Source organism: Plantactinospora sp. WMMC1484 (assembly GCF_049315195.1).
Taxonomy (GTDB): domain Bacteria; phylum Actinomycetota; class Actinomycetes; order Mycobacteriales; family Micromonosporaceae; genus Plantactinospora.
The window spans coordinates 714,578-736,329 of the sequence record NZ_CP186055.1 but is presented as its reverse complement, the minus strand read 5'-3'; the positions used below and the strand labels follow the sequence as shown (position 1 = coordinate 736,329).

The window sequence follows — 21,752 nt, the reverse complement described above, 5'->3', positions numbered from 1 at the left end:
CGCGAACGAAAGGCAAGTTCAGTGAACGTGACCATCACCGGCGTCGACGTGCACGACGTGCGGTTTCCGACGGCGGCAGCCGGGGACGGGTCGGACGCGATCAACCGGGGCGACTACTCGGCCACCTACGTCGAGCTGCGCACCGACGCGCCGGACGGGACCGTCGGGGCGGGGTTCACCTTCACCAACGGCCGGGGCAACGAGATCACCTGTGCGGCCGTGCACGCCCTGGCCCCGCACCTGGTGGGGCGGACGACTGCCGAGATCGCGGCCGAGCCGGTGACGTTCTGGCGGTCGCTCACCGCCGACGTGCAGCTGCGTTGGCTCGGGCCGGAGAAGGGCGTCATCCACATGGCGGCCGGCGCACTGGTGAACGCGGTCTGGGACCTGCGGGCCAAGCTGGCCGGCAAGCCGATGTGGCGGCTGCTCGCCGAGATGCCGACCGAGGAACTGGTCCGCAACGTCGACTTCCACCACGTCATCGACGCGATCAACCCGGCCGAGGCCGCCGCGATCCTGGAGAAGGGGACGGTCGGGCTGGCCGACCGCCTCGCCGAGCTGGAGCGGGACGGGTTTCCGTCGTACACGACCTCGGTCGGGTGGCTCGGCTATCCGGACGAGAAGGTGCGGGCGCTGACCCGCGAGGCGTACGCCCAGGGGTGGCGGGCGATGAAGATGAAGGTCGGCGGCCCGATCGACGACGACGTACGCCGGGCGCGGATCATCCGGGAGGAGATCGGCCCGGACGCGCTGCTGATGATGGATGCCAACCAGGTCTGGGACGTCGACGAGGCGATCGGGAACATGACCCGGCTGGTCGAGTTCGACCCGTACTGGATCGAGGAGCCGACGCACGCCGACGACGTACTCGGGCACGCCCGGATCGCGGAGGCGGTGACCGGGCTCTCCGGCGGGCGGTGCCGGGTCGCCACCGGCGAGGTGGCGGCGAACCGGGTCATCTTCAAGCAGTTGATGCAGGCCGAGGCGATCCGGGTCTGCCAGATCGACGCCTGCCGGATCGGTGGGATCAACGAGGTGCTCTCGGTGATGCTGATGGCGGCGAAGTTCGGGGTGCCGATCTGCCCGCACGCCGGCGGTGTCGGCCTCTGCGAGCTGGTCCAGCACCTGGCGATCTTCGACTACCTGCGGGTCGGCACCTCGCTGGACGGCCGGATGGTCGAGTACGTCGACCACCTTCACGAGCACTTCGTCGACCCGGTACGCACCCGCAACGGCCGCTACCTGCTGCCGGAGCTGCCCGGCTACAGCGCGACGATGAAGCCCGCATCGATCGCCGAGTACGCCTTCCCGGACGGCCCGGTGTGGGCGTGACCGCCGGTGCGTCGCGTCCGGGTCCCGGTGCGTCGCGGCTGAGTCTCGGCGCGCTGCGCCGGCTGCCGCCCGCCAGCCGCCCGCTGGTCCGGCCCGGCACCGTACCGGCCGGGATCGTGCACCTGGGGCTCGGCGCGTTCCACCGGGCCCACCAGGCGGTCTACACCGAGGAGGCGGTCGCGGCGGCCGGCGGTGACTGGGGGATCGTCGGGGTCGCCCCGCGCAGCACCGACATGGTGACGAAGCTCGCCGCCCAGGACTGCCTGTTCAGCGTCACCACCACCTCCGGCGAGGGAAACCAGACCCGGGTGGTCGGGGCGCTCGCCGGAGTCCGGCACGCGGCGAGCGACCCGGCGGCGATCGTGGCGCTCCTCGCCGACCCGGCGATCCGGGTGGTGACGCTGACGGTGACGGAGAAGGCGTACCAACTCGACCCGGCGACCGGCCGGCTGCGGCCGGACGATGCGGTGCTGGCCGACCTGACCACCGACCGGGCGCCCCGGACGGTGCCCGGCCTGCTGGTCCGGGGGCTGCTGGCCCGCGCCGCCGCCGAGGCCGGCCCGCTGGCCCTGGTGAGCTGCGACAACCTGCCCTCCAACGGGGAGCGGCTGCAGAGCCTGGTCGAGCAGGCGCTCCGACGCTGTGGCGGTGGCCCGGCGGCCGGCCGGGACGACCCGCTCGCCGGGTGGCTGGGGGAGAACGTCAGCTTTCCCGGCACCATGGTGGACCGGATCGTCCCGGCGAGCACCCCGCAGACGCTGGCCGACGCGGCGGCGGCGCTCGGCGCCGACGACCTGGCGGCGGTGGCCGCCGAGCCGTACCGGCAGTGGGTGATCGAGGACCGCTTCCCGGGCGGGCGACCGGCCTGGGAGCGGGCCGGGGCGGTGCTCACCGACGACGCCGGCCCGTGGGAGCGGCTGAAGCTGCGCGCGCTCAACGGGGTGCACTCGGCCACCGCCTATCTCGGTGCGCTCGCCGGCCGGGAGACCATCGCCGAGGCGCTGGAGATCCCGCACCTGGCCACCGTGTTGCGGCGGCTGATCGCCGAGGACGTGGCGAGCAGCTTCACCCCGCCGGACGGGGTCTCGGTGGTCGACTACGGCGAGGAGGTGCTGGAGCGGTTCGGCAACCCGGTGATCCGGCACCGGACCATCCAGATCGCCATGGACGGCTCGCAGAAGCTGCCGCAGCGGGTGTTGCACACCATCGCGGACCTGCGCACGGCCGGGGCCCGGCCGCGCTGGGCGGCCCTGGTGGTGGCGGCCTGGATGCGCTTCGTCCAGGGCCGGGCCGACGACGGTACGCCGCTGCCGCTCGACGACCCGCTCGCCGACCGGATCCGGGCCGCGCTGGCGGCCGGGACGGACTCCCCGGCCGGGGTGGTGGAGGCGCTCTTCGGGCTGACCGAGGTCTTCCCGGCGGAGCTGACCGCCGACGACGAGGTACGCGAACTCGTCGTCGAGTGGCTCACCGCGCTGGACCGGCACGGCGTGCAGAAGCTCCTGGAGGGCGTGGCGTGACCGGGGAGCGCGCGGAGACGGGGTCGACGGTGTCGGGTGGCGCCGGGTCGACGGTGTCGGGTGGCACCCGGTCGACGGTGTCGGATGGCACCCGGTCGACGGTGTCGGGTGGCGCGCCGCCGAGGGTGGCGCTGGTCGGGGCGAGCGGGCACGGGCTCTGGCACCGCCGCACCATCGCCCCGCTGCACGACGCCGGGCGGCTGGAGCTGGTCGCCCTGGTCGACGTACGGCCGGTGGAGGATGCACCGGACGCGCCGGTCCCGGCCGGCGCCGGGGTCTTCACCGACCATCGGGAGATGCTCGGGGCGGTCCGCCCGGACGTGGTGGTGATCTGCACCCCGCCGCACACCCACCTGCCGATCGCGTTGGACGCGCTGGCGGCCGGGGCGGACCTGCTGCTGGAGAAGCCGCCGGTGCTGTCACTGGCCGACCACCGCACCCTGGCCGCCGCGCTGGCCGGGGCGGGGCGGGTGGCGCAGATCGGTTTCCAGGCGCTCGGCTCGGCGGCACTGCGCGAGCTGGTCTCGGCGGTCACCGGCGGCCGGCTGGGGCGGGTCACCGGGATCTCCACGGTCGCCTCCTGGCAGCGCGCCGACGGCTACTACGCCCGGGCGCCCTGGGCGGGTCGACGCAGCGTGCAGGGGCGGCCGGTGCTGGACGGCGTACTGGTGAATCCGCTGGCGCATGCGGTCATGCAGTGCCTGGCGGTGGCCGAGGCGGCGGTGGCCGCCGTCGCCGTCATCCCGCCCGGTGGTGTCGACGGCGTGCCCCTGGTCGACGGCGCGTCTCCGGTCGGGGTCGACGGCGCGTCTCCGGTCGGGGTCGACGGTGTGCCGCCGGGCTGGCCGGCGCAGGTCGAGCTGGAGCGCTACCGGGTCCGGCCCATCGAGGTGGACGACACCGCCGCGCTGCGGGTGACCCTCGGCTGCGGGCTGCCGGTGGTGGCCGCGGTGACGCTGGCCGGCGAGGACTTCATCGCCGGTGAGGTGATCGTGCACGGCACGGCCGGCCGGGCGGTGCTGGAATACACCACCGACCGGTTGACGCTCCCCGGTGACCCGGGGCCGCGAGCGGTGCCGGGCCGGGTCAACCTGCTGGAGAACCTGCTGGCGCACCGGGCCGACCCGATCGCGGTGCCGCTGATCGCGCCGCTTCACCGGACGGCGGCGTTCACCGCCCTGGCGCAGGCGATCCAGGCCGCTCCCGAGCCGGAGCTGGTCGCCGGGGATCGGATGCTGGCCACCGGCGCCGGACCGGACCGGGTGTTGACGATCCGAGGGGTCAACGCGGTGCTGCGCCGGGCGGCCGCCGAGGGTGCGCTCCTGTCGGAGCTGGGTGTGCCGTGGGCGGTCAAGCCACACCGGGCGGCGGTGGAGGGGGCGCCAGGCGATGTATGACGGCCGGGACTGTTGCGTGAAATTGGAGTACGGACTGCAAATGCCGAGGACAACTGCCAGCTAGAAATCGGACCGAATACCCCTCTTCTCGGCATACGGCGGCCGAGCCGTTCCCCGTTGTGCCTAGTTAGTGCAACTTATCTGCAAACAGAATGCATTGACACTTATGAGCGCGCTTACCTACCGTTCAAAATGACAGAAAGATTTCGTGATCGTTAACGAGATCCCATGAACGGTAGACAGACGCGGAGAGTGCGATGCGATCGAGCAGGTTGACCGCCGCCGTGGTCGGCAGTCTTCTCGTGATGATCTCCGGCGGCGTCCTGACGGCCTCGGGAACGGCCAGCGCGACCGCCGGTGCGACGACCAGCGCGACGACCGGCGGGACCGGCAGTGGGGGCGGCGACCGGGGCGGCGAGCGGCTGTCCTGGCCGGCCCGTCTGCTGGGCCGGCAGACCCTGCCGGCCGGTGACGGCTGGGCCGCCGCCGGGCCCGGCACCACCGGCGGCGCGGCGGCCACCCCGGACCAGGTGCACGTGGTGCGGAGCCGGGCCGGGCTGGTCCGGGCGCTCGGCGGTGACAACGCCACCAACCGGGACAACGCCACGCCGAAGATCATTTATATCGAGGGCGAGGTCGACGGCTTCGAGGACGCCGACGGGCGGCTGCTCGACTGCACCGATCTCGCCGACCCCGGCTACTCGCTGGACGCCTACCTGGCCGCGTACGACCCGGCGACCTGGGGGCGGGTGGCGCCGTCCGGGCCGCTGGAGGAGGCCCGGGTGCGGTCGGTGGCGAACCAGACCCGGCAGACCCAGATCAACGTCGGACCGAACACCACGATCGTCGGGCTGCGCGGGGCGACCCTGCACGGGCTGACCCTGATGGTCGACACCGCGAACAACGTCATCGTGCGCAACCTGAGCTTCGTCGACGCGCGGGACTGCTTCCCGGCGTGGTCGCCGACGGACGGGGAAGCCGGCAACTGGAACTCCCAGTTCGACCTGATGTCGGTGCGGCGCAGCGAGAACGTCTGGGTCGACCACAACACCTTCACCGACGGCGACAACCCGGACAGCGGACTGCCTGTCTACTTCGGACGGCCGTACATGGTGCACGACGGGTCGCTCGACATCACGCACACCGCCAGCCGGGTGACCGTCTCGTACAACCGGTTCGTGGCCCGGGACAAGGTGATGCTGATCGGGTCGTCCAACACCGTCGGCCCGGACGTCGGCCGGCTGAACGTGACCCTGCACCACAACCTCTTCGATGGCACCATGCAGCGACTGCCGAGGGTGCGGTTCGGCCAGGTCGACATCTACAACAACGCCTACCGGCTCGGCGGTGACGGCTTCGGCTACGCGCTCGGCGTCGGCGTCCAGTCGGCGATCCACGCCGAGAACAACCACTTCACCCTCGGCACCGGCGTCACCGCCGCGGACCTGCTCTACGACTGGGGCGGTACGGCGCTCACCGAGCGGGGCAACTGGGTGCGCCAGGGCCGTTCGCCGGCCCGGCCGGTGAGCCTGCTGGCCGCGTACAACGCCGAGCACGACCCCGACCTGGGCGGCGACGCCGACTGGACGCCGACACTACGCGCCGGGCCGGTCCTGCCCGCCCCGCTCGTCCCACTGGTGGTGCAGACCCTGGCCGGCGCCGGCCGCCTGCCGCTCTAGCCGCGGTCCGGCCGCCCGGAAGGGCTGCCGGGCGCGGCGCGGGACCTCGCCGACGCCCACCTCTCACACACCCCTCGACCACCACACGGAGGTTCACCGTGCGCGCCAACCAGTTCCGGAGGCGACCGGGTGGGCGGCTGATCGCCGTCGCGACGGTGGCCGGACTACTCACCGCCGGTGCGATGACCGTCGCGATGCCGGCGGCCTTCGCCGACACCCTGCTGACCGACGACTTCGAGGACGGCAACTCGTCCGGCTGGTCCTCCTCCGGCGGAAGCTGGTCGGTGACGACCGACGGGAGCCGGGTCTACCGGCAGTCCGGGCAGAGCAGCGACGCCCGTACGCTGACCGGCACCACCTCGTGGCGGGACTACGCCGTGCAGGCGCGGGTCAGGCCGACCGGCTTCAACGGGGCGAACCGGCACGTCGGCGTGATCGCCAGGGCGCAGAGCAGCAGCCGCTACTACGCGCTCGTGGTGACCAGCACCGGCGGCGTGCAGTTGGTCAAGCGGGACGGCTCGGCGCCGGTCGCGCTCGCCAACGGCTCCGCTGCGGTGCCGGTGGACACCTGGGCGACGCTGCGGCTGGAGGCCAACGGGAGCGCCCTGCGCGGGTACGTCAACGGCGGCCTCGTGGTGCAGGCGAGCGACTCCGCACTCCCGTCCGGGCGGATCGGCCTGGCCGCCTCGTACGCCAGCGCATCCTTCGACGACGTCGAGGTGGCGACGGTGACCGGCGCCCCGCCGACCGGTGGCCCGACCGGCGGGCCGACACTGCCACCGACCGGTCCGCCGCTCGACCCGGGCGCCCCGCCGATCGGCTTCGCCTCGGTCGACGCGCTCGGTCAGCGCGGTACCACCGGTGGGGCCGGCGGACCGACCGTGACGGTGGGCACCGCGACCGACTTCCTCACCGCGATCAGCCAGCCCGGCCCGCTGAACATCCGGGTGCAGGGCATGCTCGCGCTGCCCGGCCCGATGCACGACGTGATGTCCGACAAGACCATCGTCGGGGTGGGCGCGAACTCGGGGATCACCGGTGGTGGTCTCAACATCGGCCTGCCGGTCAGCGACGCGACCAGCCCACCGCCCGGTGCCGTCCACAACGTGATCATCCGGAACCTGAACTTCCGGGACACCGTCGACGACGCGATAAACGTGCAGATGTTCTCGCACCACGTCTGGATCGACCACAACGACCTGTCGGACGGCTACGACGGCCTGATCGACGTCAAGCGGGGTGCGAGCTACGTGACGGTGTCGTGGAACCACACCCACCACCACACCAAGAACATGCTGCTCGGGCACGACGACGGCAACGCGGCGCAGGACACCGGTCGGCTGAAGGTGACCTACCACCACAACTGGTTCGACCGTACGCCGCAGCGTAACCCCAGGGTCCGGTTCGGCGACCCGGTGCACGTCTTCAACAACTACTTCGTCTACAACACCGACGTGGGCGTCGCGTGCCAGCTCAACTCCGGCTGCGTCGTCGAGGGCAACTACTTCGAGGACGTCGAGGTGCCCTGGTCGATCAGCTATTCCGGAGCGCGGGGCCGGCTCGTCGCCCGGAACAACGTGCTGGCCGGTACGAGCGAGCCGGGCGACTCCGGTGGCACGGTGACCGAGCCGAGCACGTACTACCCGTACACGGTCGCCGATCCGTCCGGTGTCCGGACGGCGGTGATGGCGGGCAGCGGCACCGGAAAGCTGCCCTTCTGACAGCCGGCCGCACCAATTCCACCGTGTCGCCTTAGTTACGCCATATCGTCCTGATTGCACCGTCCTGCCCGAGCAGGGTGAAAGCACAGCCGAGGAGGTTCCGTGAACACCACCGACACCGACACCCGGCGGAGACACCGCCGCGGTCTCCTGGCCGCGACCGGCGCGGGGCTGCTGGCCCTTGCACTGATCGTCGGGGCCGCCAGCAGCAACCCCGCCCAGGCGGCGACCCTCTACTCCGACAACTTCGAGGATGGCAACGCCGACGGCTGGTCGAAGTCCGGCGGTGACTGGTCGGTGGTCACCGACGGGTCGCGCGCCTACCGGCAGGGCAACGCCGGTAGCGAACTCGCCCGGGGCTTCGCCGGGGACACCGGCTGGACGAACTACCAGGTCCAGGCCCGGGTCAAGCCCCTGTCGTTCAACGGCTCCAACCGGCTCGTCGCCATCGCGGCCCGGGTGGGCAGCGCGACCCGGATGTACCGGCTGGCCCTGACCAACGCGAACCGGGCCGAGCTCCAGGCGGTCAACGGCAGCGCGATCACGGTGATCGGCTCGGCGTCGCTCTCGGTCTCCACCGGCACCTGGTACACCCTGCGGCTGGTGGTCGACGGCAGTTCGATCCAGGGCTTCGTCAACGGCACCCAGGTCGGCTCGGGCAGCAACTCGGCGCAGGCCGCCGGCCGGATCGCCCTGGTCACCGTCTACGCGAGCGCGGTCTTCGACGACGTCAGCGTGGACACGGTCGGCTCGACCCCGCCGACCGGCCAACCGACCAACCCGCCGACCAACCTGCCGACGGGGCAGCCGACGACCCCGCCGCCGACGACCGGCCCGACGCTGCCGCCGCAGACCGGACTGGTCGGCTGGGCCACCCAGAACGGCGGCACCAGCGGCGGCGGCAACGCCGGCGCCACGACCGTCACCAGCGCCTCCGCGCTGACCAGCGCGGTCGGCTCCAGCAACGCGGCGGTGATCCGGGTCTCCGGCACCATCTCCTGCTCCGGCATGCTCCGGGTCCGCTCCAACAAGACCATCGTCGGGGTCGGCGCCAACGCCACCATCTCCGGCTGCGGCTTCACGATCAACGGGGACCGGAACGTCATCATCCGCAACCTGAACTTCCGGGGCTGGGACGACGACGCCATCAACGTCGAGCAGTCGGCCACGAACATCTGGGTGGACCACAACAGCTTCACCGACGGGTACGACGGCGCCGTCGACATCAAGCGCGGCTCCGACTTCGTCACCGTCTCCTGGAACCGGATCTACGGCCACGACAAGTCGATGCTGCTCGGCCACAGCGACGACAACGCCAGCCAGGACGTCGGACACCTGCGGGTGTCCTACCACCACAACTGGTTCGACGGTTCCGGCACCCGGCACCCCCGGGTCCGGTTCGGCAACCCGGTGCATGTGTTCAACAACTACTACTACGACAACGAGTACGGCGTCGCGTCGACGATGAACGCCGGGGTGCTGGTCGAGGGGAACTACTTCGAGAACGTCGAGGACCCGACCCTGGTCGGGTACGCCTCCTCCGACCCGGGCGCGATCGTGCAGCGCAACAACGTCTTCGTCGGCTCCGGCAGCCCGCAGAGCGGTGGCGGGAGCGTCGCGGGGATCCCGTACTCCTACCAGCTCGACAGCGCCAACAGCGTGAAGTCGATCGTGACCGGCGGTGCCGGTACCGGCCGGATCGGCCTGTAGCCGCCGGATCCGGGCAAACGACGACCGGGGCGGTCGCTTCCAGTGGAAGCGACCGCCCCGGTGCGGGTCGTCAGGACGCGGACCGGATCAGATCCGGTTGCCGGTCACGGCGTGGAAGGCGTGGTGCCGGCCACCGCGCGGCTTGACGTAGACCGTGTCGCCCATGGCCGGCATGTTCCGCCGGTCGGTCCGGACCACGAACCGCTCCGAGGTGCCCTCGATGGTGGCGTGACCGTAGACGTTCGCGTCCGAGCCCAGGTCCTCGACGAGCTCGACGACCATGGCGAAGCCGCCCTCGCTCTGCGCGACCAGGTCGCAGTCCTCCGGACGGAAGCCGACGGTCACCTTGCCGTCGCCACCCTCGGCCTGGGCCGCGGCCACCTGCTCCCGGGTCAGCGGCACGGTCATCTCGGCGAAGGAGGCTCCGCCCTCGGTCAGCGGCACGGTCTTGATGTTCATGGCCGGCGAGCCCATGAAACCGGCGACGAAGACGTTGGACGGGGTGTCGTACAGCTCGCGCGGGGTGTCCACCTGCTGGAGCACGCCGTCCAGCATGACCGCCACCCGGTGCCCCATGGTCATGGCCTCGACCTGGTCGTGGGTCACGTAGACGGTGGTGACGCCGAGCTTGGCCTGCAGGGTCGCGATCTGGGTACGGGTCTGCACCCGGAGTTTGGCGTCCAGGTTGGAGAGCGGCTCGTCCATCAGGAAGACCTGGGGCTCGCGGACGATCGCCCGGCCCATCGCGACACGCTGGCGCTGACCACCGGAGAGCGCCTTGGGCTTGCGGCTGAGGTACTCCTCCAGTTGGAGCAGCGCGGCCGCCTCCTTGACCCGCCGGTCGATCTCCGACTTCGAGGTCTTGCGGAGCTTGAGCGCGAACGCCATGTTCTCGTAGACCGTCATGTGCGGGTAGAGCGCGTAGTTCTGGAAGACCATCGCGATGTCGCGGGCCTTCGGCGGCAGGTGGGTGACGTCCCGGGTGTCGATGTAGATCGAGCCGTCGTCGACGTCCTCCAACCCGGCGAGCATCCGGAGGCTGGTCGACTTCCCGCAACCGGAGGGGCCGACGAGGACGAGGAACTCCCCGTCGCCGATCTCCAGATCGAGGTGGTCGACCGCTGGGCGCTCGGTGCCCGGGTAGATCCGGGTGGCCTTCGCGTACGTGACCGTAGCCATGGTGCGGCGCTTCCTTTCACCGGCAGGAACGTGCCGGACGATCCGAGTGAAAGAACACCGGGGCGTTCCCGCTCCGGTGGCGTGGAAGGCATCGGAGCAGCCTGGGCCGCGTCGGTGTCATCCGCGTCACGCCACGGTAAACGGGTTTTTCTCACATGCCAAGGTGGGACGGCATTCCTGGGAGATACCCGACGAACATTTCGGGCATCTGGGCACGGTCCGGCCGCAACCGGCGGAGTGCCACTCGCTGTCGGTTGTCGGAATCAGTGCCGGACGTGCGAGAAGGGCATCTGTGGCTATGCTGACCACGGACATCCTGCCCCTGTAGCTCAGTTGGCCAGAGCACTCGCCTTGTAAGCGAGATGTCGCCGGTTCGAGCCCGGCCGGGGGCTCCGACACCTTCCCGCCAGCGCAGATGTCGGTAAGCCTGCACGAGAGGCAGACCGACCGATGGTTGAAGACCATTCGCTTACCGCCCATCCAAGGATGCCGGGCCGAGCCCGGCCCGGGGCAAGGTGATCGGCATGAGCCGCCACCCACGGATCCCGCGTCCCGACTCCGGTCCCTACCAGACCTGGCTGGCCTCCTGGGACCTCGCGATGGCCTCCGACGGCCTCAGCAAGCGCAGCAGGGAGTTCTACCTCGAGTCGGCCGCTTCTTCGCCGGCTGGCTCCTCACCACCCACCCCGCATACGCGACTGGGACCAAGTCGACCGCGTTGGCGAGGGTCGATGGCGGCGGCGAGGTACGTCCTCTGTGACCGGCTCGGTGACATGATCAAATCCGTGTGACCGCCGCCGAGATATTAGGGGCAAACGGGCCCATGGCGGTCACCTGATCTCGGTCTTGAGTCGGCCGACGTACGGTTGAGCAGGCCGCTCGAAGCACGTCCCGGAGACCCGGGAGTCGACGGTGCGTACGTGCCGGAATCTCTGGCCAAGGTAGTAGGCGTGCAGGCGCGGGTTCGTCGTCCAGGCGTCCAGCCGCAGCCAGGTCAGACCCGCGTCGTAGGCCCGGCCGCCGGCCCAGTCGAGCATTTCCCCACCGAGCCCGGCGCCGGAGTGCCGCAGCGGGATCATCATCTTGGCGGCGTAGAGGGCATCGGCCGGGTCGTCCTCGGGATGCCACAGCGCTTCCGGGTCGCGGTCCGGCTTCCACAGGCTGTCGACGTCCACGTAGGCGGTCAGGGTGATCGTCGCCAGCGGATCCGCGTCCTCCCATACCATCCACGTCTGCCCCGCCTGCACCGTGGCGGCGACCGCCGGCCGGGGTAGCGGGATCGACCACTGGTCCTCGCCGCGGTCGTGAAGCCAGGCCACGCGTTCCCGCCGCCAGGCCATGATCGTGTCGACGTCCGCGAGCGTCGCCGGGGTGATGATCACGGCTCTTCGCTGGCCCTGAACTTGGCGATCACGTCGGCGTTGCCGAGCGTATACATGATCCGGTTCCGGTCGGCAGCGAACGTCGTCACGGACACCCGCACCGCCCGCTCCGGGGTGAACCCGGTCCGGATGTAGGTCAGCACCGGCGTGCCGGCGGGTAACTCGAGAATCGCCGCTTCGGTCGGACCGGGCATCGCGGCCACCACCTCATCCTCGTAGGCGACCTGTACGTGACCGTGCTCGGCGAGGTGACGAGTGGTGCCCTGCGGAATGTCGTGCGGCGACAGCAGTTCGGGTACCTCCTGGCACAGGTCCATCGGGTAGTAGGTGTCCTGTACCGAGGAGGCGTTGCCGTTGACCGACCGGATGCAGCGGCGGACCGCGGCCGGTGAGTCCGCCTCGACTCCGAGTCGCTGGGCGAGTTCGGCCGGCAGGGCCTCGATCCGCAGCTCGAACGTCTGCGACGGCTCGTAGCCCTGTTCCCGTACCTCGGAGAACCAGGCGTCGGATTCGGAGTACGGTCCGGGCATCTCGGCGCGGCTGGCGTGGAAGGTGAGCGTGACTCGCTGGCGGACGACCATGCCGCCGGCCCGACCGGGCACGTGCTCGACGAGCCCTTCGTTGACGAGCAGCGCGGTGGCGAGCCGGATCGTGTTCCGGCTGACGCCGTGCTGGTCTTGTAACTGCGTCTCGGTCGGCAGCCGATCGCCGGCCCGGAGCCGTCCGGACAGGATTTCTTCCCGCAGGCCAGCGGCGATCTTTCGGTACAGCGGCGGCACGCCCTCCACCCCTCTCCGCGTTGAGGTACCAACCAATCTATCCGTTGGGCTTGACTGTGTGCCTGGTCACTGAAATGGTTGGTACCAATCCAACGTTACTCGGTGTCAGGTCGATGATCACGGAGGCGTGATGAACCGAGCGGGTGAGATGGCGCGCGAGATGGAACGCGTCAACCGCGCACTGGAGGTCGCACGTGTCCACGTCGCTGGACTCGACCAGGCCGACAACGCCCGAGCTATGCGGGCTCAGATCGCCAACTCGCCGTTGCGAACCCTGCTCGAACAGGCCGAAGTCGCGGCAGAGGCGGTGACGCGGTACCTGCGGGAGGAGTCCTCCCGCCCATAGTCGGACGCGGTCGGACCTTCCCCCCGGAACGGCTCGCGTCCACGGGCGGCACCCATTCCCCTTCGGGTGCCGCCCACCCCCAGAAGGGAGGGCCCCATGATGAACACGCTTGGCAGGTGGAAGCTCGCTCTCGAAGAGCAGCGTGCCGAACGGATCCGTGAACGGGCACGCACCGCCGACGACGCCGAAGCGGCCCGCGCCAAGCAACGGGCACTCGAAGCCGCGGCGGTGCGGCGGATCCCCACCGGACTGGAGCTCCGCCTCGAACCCACGGACTGGCTGGAGATCGTCGCCCCTGATGTCGATCGCCGCCCGGTCGTGGTCGTGTCGACCACCCACCCGCCGATCATGTACCGGGACGATGTCGGCTATCTGCGGATCTGGGGACACACCCCGCGCTGCGGCGGTCAGCCTGACCACGGCCCGTGCATCACCCTGATGTGCCGGGTCGGCGCCATCATCGACGCGATGGACCAGCAGTGACCAACGACCCGGCCCGAATCCGCCGGATGTTGCGGCGTGCGCACGTGCTGAAGCGAACCCTGCCACCGGGGTCACTGGCGCAGCGACTGATCGACGCCCTCGATCGGCGCTACGGTCCGCTCTCGGAACCTGAGCAGGAGGACAGCCTGTGACGTCCATGTTCGACGGCTGGTCGACAACGCTTGAGGATCTGACCGCCCGCCGGTTCCTGCACATGCACCGCAACGGCGCTCGCTGCTGGCAGTGCGACGACGACAGCCGGTGCCGGTACCTCACGTGGGCAATCGGCTACTTCGCTCAGATTGGTGACCCGGTGCCGGGGCAGGCGGCAGAGATACTGGCTCGCGCCACCCACCCGGGCGAGGTGACGCCGGCCGAACTGCGGGAGGTCGCGCAGACTTTGCGGGGACGGATGGCCGATGAGTGAACAGCGCGGTGCCTGCGGCGGCAACCGCTGGTAAACCCGGCCGCGCGACTGTGGCCCCGGTTCCGTAGGCGACCGAGGCCACAGCCGTCCAGGCCCGGACCGACACTACGTCGCGCGCCGCTCCCGGCAGTCCCGGATCCGCCGCTTCGCCGTCGCCTCGCTGAGTTTGTACTCCGCCATGGCGCGGCGGACGATCTCCGCGTACGGCACCCCGCCCAGGTCGAGCCGGTCGACGAACTCCTCCAACGACGGCTCGGCCTGCTCCGGGTCGTCGAGGGTTAGGTCGATGTCGTACCTGCCGGCGGCAGCCAAAACCCGGTGCGGAGGATGTGGGCGATCTGGCGTACCCGGCGAGATCGGCGGCCGTCCGGGCCGGTCACAATCGGCTCCCACCACGGCGGATCATCCTCGGTGTCACCGGCGGTGTCATCGGTGTCAGGCACCGGGGCAGGGGCAGGGTTGGGCAGGCCGCGTAGCGTGAGTTCGGTAGCAGCCGATGGATACGGTCGACATCATGCTGGTCACTCTCGACACCTGGGCGACTGTCGGCGCGTCCGTCGTCGCTCTTGCGGCCCTGTTCGTCTCAATCTGGGCGCTCTACTACTCGCGAAAGGCTGCTACGGCGGCCACCCGCGCTGCCGATGCCGCTGAACGTCAAGCCGATGCCGCTGAGCAAGCCCTCCCGCCACCCCCACCACGCATCGCATGGTCCATAGCGAAAGGCACTGGCAGAGACTCGTATGTGCTCCGAAACGGAGGAACGGAGACCGCCACCGGTGTTGAGATCGATAAGAAGCATAAGTCGTACATTTTCCGCGCGGAGATTCCAGATGGAAAAGTCCAGTCAGGTGGATCTGTATCCCTGCTGATGGCCGGTAACGCCTCAGGTGGGGTTCCCAACGAACTGTGGTTGCGATGGGATGGTCAGCCCGAGTGGGTGGCAGTCCCCGTACGTTGATTCGTGCCGGGCGATGAGCGCAGCGCGATCAGTCGGCCGGGCAGGTCGCGTGGCCCGCTGGTCGTAGCATCAGGCGATGGCAGCTTCCAACGCCGACGCGATCCAACATGCCGTCGCCCTCGTCACCCTCGCCATCGAGGCCGGCAACGATGGCGAGGCACTCAGCGACCGCATCGCGCCCCTCATAAACGGACGTACGGCCGGCACGACCATCAGTGGCCTGATCGTTCTCGGCTCCTTGCTCGCCGACCTCGCCGCCGAGCGTGGTGGCGACACACCAGCCGAAGTGCTGGAGGAGGTTGGGCTGGCCATCGCGACGTACGAGGCCGAGCACCGTCCCGGATCGGTTGAGTAACCGTGCGGTTGTAGCGATGATGCGCCTTATGGCGCGTCCTGCACAGGTGGATCTTGAATGAAGTCCAGAAACCGTACTCCGAGTCCTGTCGTAAGCGAGCGCCACAAGCCCTTTGCAGTCAGCCTCGCGCTGAAATCATAATCCTGTATGAGCAGGGCAGTCTTCAGGTCGAGCGCAAGCAGCGAATACCACTCGACGCGGTCTGTGAACTCCGGTATGCGGGCTCAACGAAGTTGATGGGGGCCGGCTGATGTCCGGGGCCTGTCCAGGGTGGACCCTGGTGTGAGGACGCCCGTGGCCTCTGGTTGATCATCTTGTTGTCGAAGCAAGGTTGATCACAACAGAAAAGCCACGGGCATGGTTGAGGATACGACCCGGCTGCTGGGCCTTGCCGGGCTGGCCGTCGTCGGGGTCACGGACGGGCCGGAGGGTCTTGTGGTGGACCTGGTCACCGCGGATGAGCGGGCACGGCGGTGTCCGGAGTGCGGAACACCGGCGCGCAGGTCGAAGGGCCGGCGGGTGACCCGGCCACGTGACCTGCCGATCGGTGGGCGGCGGCCGGCGCTGCGGTGGCGCAAGCGGCGCTGGCGTTGTGATGAGCCAGCCTGCGTGCGAGGCTCGTTCACCGAGGCGGTGGAGGTTGTGCCGGCGCGTAAGCGGTTGACCGTACGGTTGCGGGCGGCGGCTGGTGCGGCGGTCGCCGATGGTGGACGCACGGTGGTGCAGTCAGCGCGGGATCACGACGTGTCCTGGCCGGTGGTCGGCGCCGCGTTCGCCGCGCATGCGGCAGCGGTGCTGCCCGAACAGCCGCAACCTGTCGAGGTATTGGGCATCGATGAGGTTCGCCGGGGCCGACCGAAGTTCGTGTTCGATGAGGCCGCCGGCACGTGGGAGAGCACCGTCGACCGCTGGCACGTCGGATTCTGTGATCTGTCGGACGGGCAGGGGCTGCTCGGTCAAATCGAGGGCCGTACCGCCCAGGTCGTGGCCGACTGGCTCCTGGCCCGCCCTCCGGCCTGGCGTGACCGGGTGCGCTACGTCGCGATCGACATGTGCACGGTCTTCAAGTCCGCCGTGCGGCGGGTGCTGCCGCACGTCCAGCTCGTCGTTGATCACTTCCACCTCGTGCAGTTGGCCAACGCCACCGTCACCGAGGTCCGCCGCCGGGTCACCGTGCAGCAACGGGGCCGACGCGGACGCAAAGGCAACCGCGAGTGGGAACTACGTAACCGGCTGACCCGCAACGCCGCCCGGATGCGCGCCGAGCACGTCGATGACCTGCAAGACGAACTGGCCGCGCTGCCCGCCAGGATCGGCGTGCCGATCCTGGCGGCGTGGAACGCCAAGGAGGACCTGCTCGATCTGCTCGCGCTGGCCCGTACCGACCCGGACCGAGAACGCGTCGCCGTGCTGTTGGACCGCTTCTACCGCCGCTGCGCCAACACCGACCTGCCCGAACTTCACCGCCTCGCCACCACGATCGAGACTTGGTGGCCACAGATCCTCGCGTTCATCCGCACCGGAATCACCAATGCCGGCTCCGAAGGCACCAACCGAGTGATCAAGACCGCCGCCCGCGACGCCTACGGCTTCCGCAATCCCGTCAACCAGCGACTACGCACTCGCTGCGCCACCACCCGACGAACCCGAGGCCACCTCGACCCCCGCTAACGTCGTTGAGCCGGTATGCGCTCGACCAGATCGCCCAGGGTCCCAGCCGGCCCCATCAGTACCCGTTCGGGCTCGCCCGACTCGGCAACAGTCGTCGGGTCGTCGAGCAGGTGCAACAGCCGAAGATGTGCAGGCGTGAACTGATCCACGAGCCGGAAGAACCGCAACTGCTCGTCAAGCTCCGGTGCGTCCGGGGACAGGCTGTTCAGCACGCCGTTCCTGAGCGCCGCCAGCTTCTCGGCACGATGCGTCGCCTGGGCCGCCCGGGTTGCTGTGAAAAAGGCATCTGCAAACCCCTCGTCCGAGGCCAGGTCCTCGAATGAGCGGCCTCCCGGCCGGCTCTCCAGGTCGGTCAACATTTCCGCGACATCATCGAACCACTGAGCTAGGCGCTGCTGGTACGTCCAGCTCATAGCAACCGTCAACGCCGACGCCGCCGGGCCTCCGATGACGGGCGCCAGTCCGGCGGCGGCTGCGACGACATGCTCCAGCACGTCGCGCCCGGTCGACTTCTTCGGGGCCTTCTCCACCCCGCCGACGATGACACGGCCCCGCTACCCAGACCTGTGCCGTTGGCGAATCCCTCAGTAACGTGCCGGTATGGATGCCGCCGTCGTGGCCGCTTGGGCTGGTGTCTCTGTCGCGTTGCTCGCCGTAACCGTCGCCTTTTACCAGGCACGCCTCACCCGTCGCGCGATTCTCGCTGCCGAACGCCAGGCCGCTGTCGCTGAGGCATCTCTCCCTCCGCCTCCGCCCGCCGTCGGCTGGGAGATTCGGCCTGGCCGTAATGACGGCTGGGCCATGGTCAATATAGGAACAGAAGTAGCCAACGAGGTTGAGATCGACGCAGAACGGGCGCCGAGTGTTGTGCGAGCCGAGCGGGAGTCTGTGCCAATCCGGCCGGGCGCTTCGATACCGCTTCGTAACGTCAGGGCTATGAACGAGGATGCCCTGCGGGAGGTCTGGGTGCGTTGGCAGGGGCAGCCGGACTGGGTCGCAGTGCCCATGCCGCCGGGCTGGAACTAGGGGACGGTTCGTGATCCGCATCAAGGGGAGGACTACGGCGCCGTCGCCGAGCTCGCCGCCACCTCGACCCCGACGTCGCCCCCGCCATGGCCCGCCGCTGGCGCGACCGCGACGGCCTTACGTCCACCACGTCGGCCGGACGGCTTACTTGCCCCGCTAGTGGTGGAGTCTGCCCGCAGCCCGGTCGAGCCGTCATGGTCCCGGGGCTGTCGTCGTCTCCAAGGGCCGGGACAGCCGGGGACGGCGTACGGGCGATCGGTGGTGGTGGACGCGCGGCCGATTGGCGGTGGACGGCCTCGCACACGCACCCACCCTATTCGGCAGAGGCCTTGAGCGACTCAACCGCGGCCCCGAACTGTGGACGCCGTTTTGTCCACCCCGCCACGAGCTGTTCGCCGGTCTGTTCCCTATCGACCGCAGCAACCACCGAGACCGGTGCTGTCACCTGGTCCGTGGCGAACGCACCCTGGGTCAGGGAGAGATGCACGGTGGCACCCTCCTCGCTGCCACGATCGTTTACACGCCCCATGAACCCCTTGGGGGTCTGCTGCTGGAACGTAGACGACCGGTGGGGGACGGCGAGGAGGGCGGCGCCGAGTAGGGCTGTGACGGCTGGTGCGGGCCGTACGGATCGTGTGGCGGCTGTGGTGCATTCGGTCATCGTGGCCACTCTCCGCAACCAGTCGGTATCTCCAAACGTCTCGACGCCCATCACTACCCGGCCGAGGTGAGCCGCCTCACGAGGTAACCTATGAGCAACCGCCCCGAACGCCGCCCGTCGGCCAAGCCGCCTGCGGCCAGGTCCGGGCACGTTACGCCCAGGGCCTCTCCGGGAACGAGATCGCCCGTCGGATCGGTCGAAGTGGTCGCACGGTCAGTCGGATAGTCGATGAACTCGGCCTCGAGTTCGAGCAAGGGAGCCCTCCGGCTCGACCCCGGCGGCCCGGTGCACGCGCACCCGCGCTGTCATCGAAGCCTGGAAGGACGACGCCGCCGCCCGACGCGCCCGCCTCAAGGTCGATGTCGCCGGTTCGAGCCCGGCCGGGGGCTCCAACTCCACCAGACTCCATTCCACCAAGCGCCTACCGTCTCCACCAAGCGCCTACTCCGTCGGACATACCCGACGGCGCCGCCCCGACCGCATGGGACCGCCGCCGACGCGGACGGCGGCGGTCACTGCCGGGCCGGGGACGACGTCGGACGAGGATCAGAGGTCGTGCCCGCCGGAGACCTCGATGTTCTGCGCGGTGATCCAGCGGCTCTCCTCGCCGAGGAGCGTGGCGATCACCATGCCGACGTCGTCGGGTTCGCCGATGCGGCCGAGGGCGGTCCTGGCGGCGAGCGCCGGGATCACCTCGGGGTACGCCTCGAAGCCGACCACCCCGGAGGCGTCGGAGAGCCGGGTGCGGGTCGGGCCGGGCGAGACGGCGTTGACCCGGATGCCACGGATGGCGAGCTCCTTGGCCAGGTAACGGGTCAGCACGTTCAGCCCGCCCTTCATGGTGGCGTACGCGGAGTATCCGGTGGCCACCTCACCGGTGGGCAGCGCCGAGTTGCTGCTGACGTTGACGACGGCGCCGCCGTCGGCGATCAGCGGCAGCAGGGTCTGGGTCAGGAAGTACGGCCCCTTCAGCAGGACCCGCATGAACCTGTCGAAGAGCTCCTCGCTGGTCTCCTCGAACATCGCCATCCCGCCGAACCCGGCGTTGTTGACCAGATAGTCGAACGTGTCCCGTTGCCAGGTGTCCCGGAGCGCGGCGACGACCTGCTCCCGGAGGGCCGGGAAGGTTTCCGTGCGGCCGACGTCGAGCGGGAGTGCGACGGCGGTGCCGCCCTCCTTCTCGACGGCGGCGACGGTCTCCTCGGCGCCGGCCGGGTTGCCGCGGTAGGTCAGGATGACGCCCGTGCCCCGCTTGGCGAGCTGCACCGCCGTGCTCTGCCCGATGCCGGAGCTGGCGCCGACGACGATCGCGATCCGCATGATCCATCACCTGTTCATTAGTGGAGCCGCTTGTTGCTCCGTGGGATCTGGCTACATCCATCTGACCACTCCGAGCAGGTATGTCAGTAGAAGGATGCTCTTCGCCTCTTGCCTGATCCTCTCGTTGCCGGAACTTCCCTCGAATGCTTCAATCGGCTCGTGTCACTTGACGACCTGCGGGTGCTGCTGGCTCGCCACGCCCGGCCCGACTGGGCCACCGCCATCGACGGTGTGCTGGTCGGCCGGGCCGAGCGGGCACAGGAGTCCTCGACCTCGATGTCCGGCACGGTGCTGGCCCTCATCGCACAGGGTGCGAAGACGCTCGCGCTCGGCGACCGGGTCTACGAGTACCGTGCCGGCCAGTACCTGATCGCCTCGGTCGACCTGCCGGTCACCGGCCACTACACCGAGGCCAGTCCGGAGCGGCCGGCGCTCGGATTCGGCCTCGTGCTGGAGCCGTCCGCAATCGCCGAACTGCTGCTCGAGGCGCCGCCCGGCAGTCTTCCCCGGGACGCCGCCGGTGCCCCATCCGCGATGGCGGTCAGCGACGCCCCGGTCGAGCTGGTCGACGCCGCGGTACGGATGCTGCGCCTGCTCGAGCGGCCGCGCGACATCCCGGTGCTCGCGCCGCTGATCAAGCGGGAGATCCTGTGGCGGCTCATCACCGGCGAGCAGGGTGCCGCCGTCCGCCAGCTCGGCCTGGCCAGCAGCAGTGTGGCGCACGTTTCCCGCGCGGTCCGGTGGATCCGTGACAACTACCGGGAGTCCTTCCGGGTCGAGGACGTGGCGCAGATGTCCGGCATGAGCGCCTCCGCCTTCTACCGCAACTTCCAGTCGGTGACCGCGATGAGCCCGATCCAGTTCCAGAAGCAGATCCGGCTCCAGCAGGCCCGGCTGTTGCTGGCGACCAACCCCGACGACGTCACCGGTGTCGGCCGCCGGGTGGGATACGACAGCCCGTCACAGTTCAGCCGCGAATACCGCCGCCAGTTCGGCGTGCCACCGAGTCAGGACGCCACCCGGCTCCGTGACACCACGCCCAGCCCGGTGCCGCTCGTGCCGTAGGGCTGCATCGCACGCCGGCAGTGGGCATGGCGCTGCATCGCACGCCGGCCCTGTTACCGGCTACGGGCAACTGTTACCGGGTGCGGGTCTGTGGCGTCGGGCCGAGGACACAGGCGGCGATCTGCTGCGGCCCCTCGGGCGTGACCACGGTGACGGTGAGCAGGCTCGTACCGGCGGGGCAGCTCGGACCGGGTGGGCCGGAAGCACCAGGCGGTCCCGGCTCGCCGGTCGGGCCGGCGGGCCCCTCGGGACCGGGCGGACCTTCCGCCCCGGTCGGGCCATCCGGCCCGGCCGCACCCGGGTCGCCGTCCGGGCCGGGCGGTCCCGGCGCGCCCGCCGGCCCGGGCGCTCCGGGAGGGCCGGGCGCGCCCGGTGGGCCGGGATCACCGTCCCGGCCGTCCCGGCCGGGCAGTCCGGGCGGCCCCGGCGGTCCCGCAGGTCCCGCCGGGCCCTGCGCGGGGCGCAGGTTGGCGGGATCGACGACGCATTCACCGCCGAGCTGGCGTACCTGCTGGCAGAGCTGCTCGGCACCGGAGACGGCGGTCGCGGCCCGGCGCTGCTCGACGGCGGCCTGCCGGTCGAGGCGCGCCCAGGCCCAGCCGCCGGTTGCCGCGATCAGCGCGGTCGCCGCCGTGACGATGACGAGCCGGCGCCGGTGGCGCCGGTCCATCCGGCGGCGGAAGGTCTCCGTCTCCTCGGTCACGCGTCCTACCGTCCTTCCAGCGCAGGGCGGCCCGTGCG

General features: G+C 70.2%; 21 protein-coding genes and 1 tRNA gene. 15 read left to right on the top strand and 7 right to left on the bottom strand.

What is annotated here, in order from left to right; translation table 11 throughout:
* Nucleotides 1-21 precede the first annotated feature (21 nt).
* From ACN28C_RS03260 to ACN28C_RS03235, 6 genes are all read left to right on the top strand, one after another.
* On the top strand, nucleotides 22-1,332 hold the full coding sequence (locus ACN28C_RS03260; protein ID WP_422772128.1) for an enolase C-terminal domain-like protein: 1,311 nt from the start codon (nucleotides 22-24) through the stop codon (nucleotides 1,330-1,332).
* Entirely contained in the window at nucleotides 1,329-2,852 is a 1,524-nt protein-coding gene (locus ACN28C_RS03255; protein ID WP_422772127.1) for a mannitol dehydrogenase family protein, read from the top strand. Before ACN28C_RS03260 ends, ACN28C_RS03255 begins: the two co-directional genes overlap by 4 nt.
* Nucleotides 2,853-2,953: 101 nt before the next feature.
* Nucleotides 2,954-4,249 carry a Gfo/Idh/MocA family protein gene (locus ACN28C_RS03250; protein ID WP_422774495.1) on the top strand — a complete coding sequence of 432 codons (1,296 nt, stop codon included), beginning with the start codon at nucleotides 2,954-2,956 and terminating at the stop codon, nucleotides 4,247-4,249.
* Between the two features lie 257 nt (nucleotides 4,250-4,506).
* Nucleotides 4,507-5,928 (top strand): pectate lyase family protein, encoded by a 1,422-nt coding sequence (locus ACN28C_RS03245; protein ID WP_422772126.1) that lies wholly within the window; start codon nucleotides 4,507-4,509, stop codon nucleotides 5,926-5,928.
* 98 nt (nucleotides 5,929-6,026) lie between these two features.
* Nucleotides 6,027-7,649, top strand: a complete 1,623-nt coding sequence (locus ACN28C_RS03240; protein WP_422772125.1) for a pectate lyase family protein — start codon at nucleotides 6,027-6,029, stop codon at nucleotides 7,647-7,649.
* A 102-nt stretch (nucleotides 7,650-7,751) separates the two neighbouring features.
* Complete coding sequence (locus tag ACN28C_RS03235) at nucleotides 7,752-9,359, top strand: right-handed parallel beta-helix repeat-containing protein (RefSeq protein WP_422772124.1); 1,608 nt, start codon at nucleotides 7,752-7,754, stop codon at nucleotides 9,357-9,359.
* A gap of 87 nt (nucleotides 9,360-9,446) precedes the next feature.
* Here the strand turns inward: ACN28C_RS03235 and ACN28C_RS03230 are convergent, their stop codons facing one another.
* A complete protein-coding gene (locus tag ACN28C_RS03230) occupies nucleotides 9,447-10,538 on the bottom strand; it encodes an ABC transporter ATP-binding protein (protein WP_422772123.1) in 1,092 nt (363 codons plus the stop codon).
* Nucleotides 10,539-10,856: 318 nt separating this feature from the next.
* Between ACN28C_RS03230 and ACN28C_RS03225 the strand changes: the two genes are divergently transcribed.
* A tRNA-Thr gene (locus tag ACN28C_RS03225) sits at nucleotides 10,857-10,930 on the top strand.
* A gap of 438 nt (nucleotides 10,931-11,368) precedes the next feature.
* On the opposite strand, the gene ACN28C_RS03220 is transcribed toward ACN28C_RS03225, so the two are convergent.
* Nucleotides 11,369-11,920: a GCN5 family acetyltransferase gene (locus tag ACN28C_RS03220; protein WP_422772122.1), complete on the bottom strand. Its 552-nt coding sequence runs from the start codon at nucleotides 11,918-11,920 to the stop codon at nucleotides 11,369-11,371.
* Nucleotides 11,917-12,699 (bottom strand): GntR family transcriptional regulator, encoded by a 783-nt coding sequence (locus ACN28C_RS03215; RefSeq protein ID WP_422772121.1) that lies wholly within the window; start codon nucleotides 12,697-12,699, stop codon nucleotides 11,917-11,919. The genes ACN28C_RS03220 and ACN28C_RS03215 overlap by 4 nt, the downstream gene beginning before the upstream one ends.
* A gap of 130 nt (nucleotides 12,700-12,829) precedes the next feature.
* Between ACN28C_RS03215 and ACN28C_RS03210 the strand changes: the two genes are divergently transcribed.
* The 4 genes from ACN28C_RS03210 (at nucleotide 12,830) to ACN28C_RS03195 (ending at nucleotide 13,955) form a co-directional block, all read left to right on the top strand.
* Complete coding sequence (locus ACN28C_RS03210; protein ID WP_422772120.1) at nucleotides 12,830-13,045, top strand: hypothetical protein; 216 nt, start codon at nucleotides 12,830-12,832, stop codon at nucleotides 13,043-13,045.
* 96 nt (nucleotides 13,046-13,141) lie between these two features.
* Complete coding sequence (locus ACN28C_RS03205; RefSeq protein WP_422772119.1) at nucleotides 13,142-13,528, top strand: hypothetical protein; 387 nt, start codon at nucleotides 13,142-13,144, stop codon at nucleotides 13,526-13,528.
* Nucleotides 13,525-13,680: a hypothetical protein gene (locus tag ACN28C_RS03200; RefSeq protein ID WP_422772118.1), complete on the top strand. Its 156-nt coding sequence runs from the start codon at nucleotides 13,525-13,527 to the stop codon at nucleotides 13,678-13,680. Before ACN28C_RS03205 ends, ACN28C_RS03200 begins: the two co-directional genes overlap by 4 nt.
* Nucleotides 13,681-13,685: 5 nt before the next feature.
* The gene (locus ACN28C_RS03195; protein ID WP_422772117.1) at nucleotides 13,686-13,955 is read left to right on the top strand and encodes a hypothetical protein; all 270 of its coding nucleotides are present in this window, start codon (nucleotides 13,686-13,688) and stop codon (nucleotides 13,953-13,955) included.
* Between the two features lie 105 nt (nucleotides 13,956-14,060).
* Here ACN28C_RS03195 and ACN28C_RS03190 read toward each other — a convergent pair whose 3' ends face one another.
* Nucleotides 14,061-14,267 carry a hypothetical protein gene (locus ACN28C_RS03190; RefSeq protein ID WP_422772116.1) on the bottom strand — a complete coding sequence of 69 codons (207 nt, stop codon included), beginning with the start codon at nucleotides 14,265-14,267 and terminating at the stop codon, nucleotides 14,061-14,063.
* A 184-nt stretch (nucleotides 14,268-14,451) separates the two neighbouring features.
* Here ACN28C_RS03190 and ACN28C_RS03185 point away from each other — a divergent pair, with 184 nt between their 5' ends.
* The 3 genes from ACN28C_RS03185 (at nucleotide 14,452) to ACN28C_RS03175 (ending at nucleotide 16,939) form a co-directional block, all read left to right on the top strand.
* Nucleotides 14,452-14,913: a hypothetical protein gene (locus ACN28C_RS03185; RefSeq protein ID WP_422772115.1), complete on the top strand. Its 462-nt coding sequence runs from the start codon at nucleotides 14,452-14,454 to the stop codon at nucleotides 14,911-14,913.
* Nucleotides 14,914-14,989: 76 nt separating this feature from the next.
* Entirely contained in the window at nucleotides 14,990-15,268 is a 279-nt protein-coding gene (locus ACN28C_RS03180) for a hypothetical protein (RefSeq protein ID WP_422772114.1), read from the top strand.
* Between the two features lie 357 nt (nucleotides 15,269-15,625).
* Nucleotides 15,626-16,939: an ISL3 family transposase gene (locus ACN28C_RS03175; protein WP_422772113.1), complete on the top strand. Its 1,314-nt coding sequence runs from the start codon at nucleotides 15,626-15,628 to the stop codon at nucleotides 16,937-16,939.
* On the opposite strand, the gene ACN28C_RS03170 is transcribed toward ACN28C_RS03175, so the two are convergent.
* Both ACN28C_RS03170 and ACN28C_RS03165 read right to left on the bottom strand, forming a co-directional pair.
* Nucleotides 16,936-17,469 (bottom strand): hypothetical protein, encoded by a 534-nt coding sequence (locus ACN28C_RS03170; protein ID WP_422772112.1) that lies wholly within the window; start codon nucleotides 17,467-17,469, stop codon nucleotides 16,936-16,938. The genes ACN28C_RS03175 and ACN28C_RS03170 overlap by 4 nt on opposite strands.
* A 1,703-nt stretch (nucleotides 17,470-19,172) precedes the next feature.
* The gene (locus tag ACN28C_RS03165; protein WP_422772111.1) at nucleotides 19,173-19,946 is read right to left on the bottom strand and encodes an SDR family NAD(P)-dependent oxidoreductase; all 774 of its coding nucleotides are present in this window, start codon (nucleotides 19,944-19,946) and stop codon (nucleotides 19,173-19,175) included.
* 159 nt (nucleotides 19,947-20,105) lie between these two features.
* Here ACN28C_RS03165 and ACN28C_RS03160 point away from each other — a divergent pair, with 159 nt between their 5' ends.
* Nucleotides 20,106-21,011 carry an AraC family transcriptional regulator gene (locus ACN28C_RS03160; protein WP_422772110.1) on the top strand — a complete coding sequence of 302 codons (906 nt, stop codon included), beginning with the start codon at nucleotides 20,106-20,108 and terminating at the stop codon, nucleotides 21,009-21,011.
* 73 nt (nucleotides 21,012-21,084) lie between these two features.
* Here ACN28C_RS03160 and ACN28C_RS03155 read toward each other — a convergent pair whose 3' ends face one another.
* A complete protein-coding gene (locus ACN28C_RS03155) occupies nucleotides 21,085-21,714 on the bottom strand; it encodes a hypothetical protein (RefSeq protein WP_422772109.1) in 630 nt (209 codons plus the stop codon).
* Nucleotides 21,715-21,752: the final 38 nt, after the last annotated feature.

Bases quoted from the DNA above. Each gene is read 5' to 3' on its own strand.
- ACN28C_RS03245 (WP_422772126.1), top strand. From the start codon at position 4,507: ATGCGATCGAGCAGGTTGACCGCCGCCGTGGTCGGCAGTCTTCTCGTG.
- ACN28C_RS03230 (WP_422772123.1), bottom strand. From the start codon at position 10,538: ATGGCTACGGTCACGTACGCGAAGGCCACCCGGATCTACCCGGGCACC.
- ACN28C_RS03210 (WP_422772120.1), top strand. From the start codon at position 12,830: ATGAACCGAGCGGGTGAGATGGCGCGCGAGATGGAACGCGTCAACCGC.
- ACN28C_RS03205 (WP_422772119.1), top strand. From the start codon at position 13,142: ATGATGAACACGCTTGGCAGGTGGAAGCTCGCTCTCGAAGAGCAGCGT.
- ACN28C_RS03195 (WP_422772117.1), top strand. From the start codon at position 13,686: ATGTTCGACGGCTGGTCGACAACGCTTGAGGATCTGACCGCCCGCCGG.
- ACN28C_RS03185 (WP_422772115.1), top strand. From the start codon at position 14,452: ATGGATACGGTCGACATCATGCTGGTCACTCTCGACACCTGGGCGACT.
- ACN28C_RS03180 (WP_422772114.1), top strand. From the start codon at position 14,990: ATGGCAGCTTCCAACGCCGACGCGATCCAACATGCCGTCGCCCTCGTC.
- ACN28C_RS03175 (WP_422772113.1), top strand. From the start codon at position 15,626: ATGGTTGAGGATACGACCCGGCTGCTGGGCCTTGCCGGGCTGGCCGTC.
- ACN28C_RS03165 (WP_422772111.1), bottom strand. From the start codon at position 19,946: ATGCGGATCGCGATCGTCGTCGGCGCCAGCTCCGGCATCGGGCAGAGC.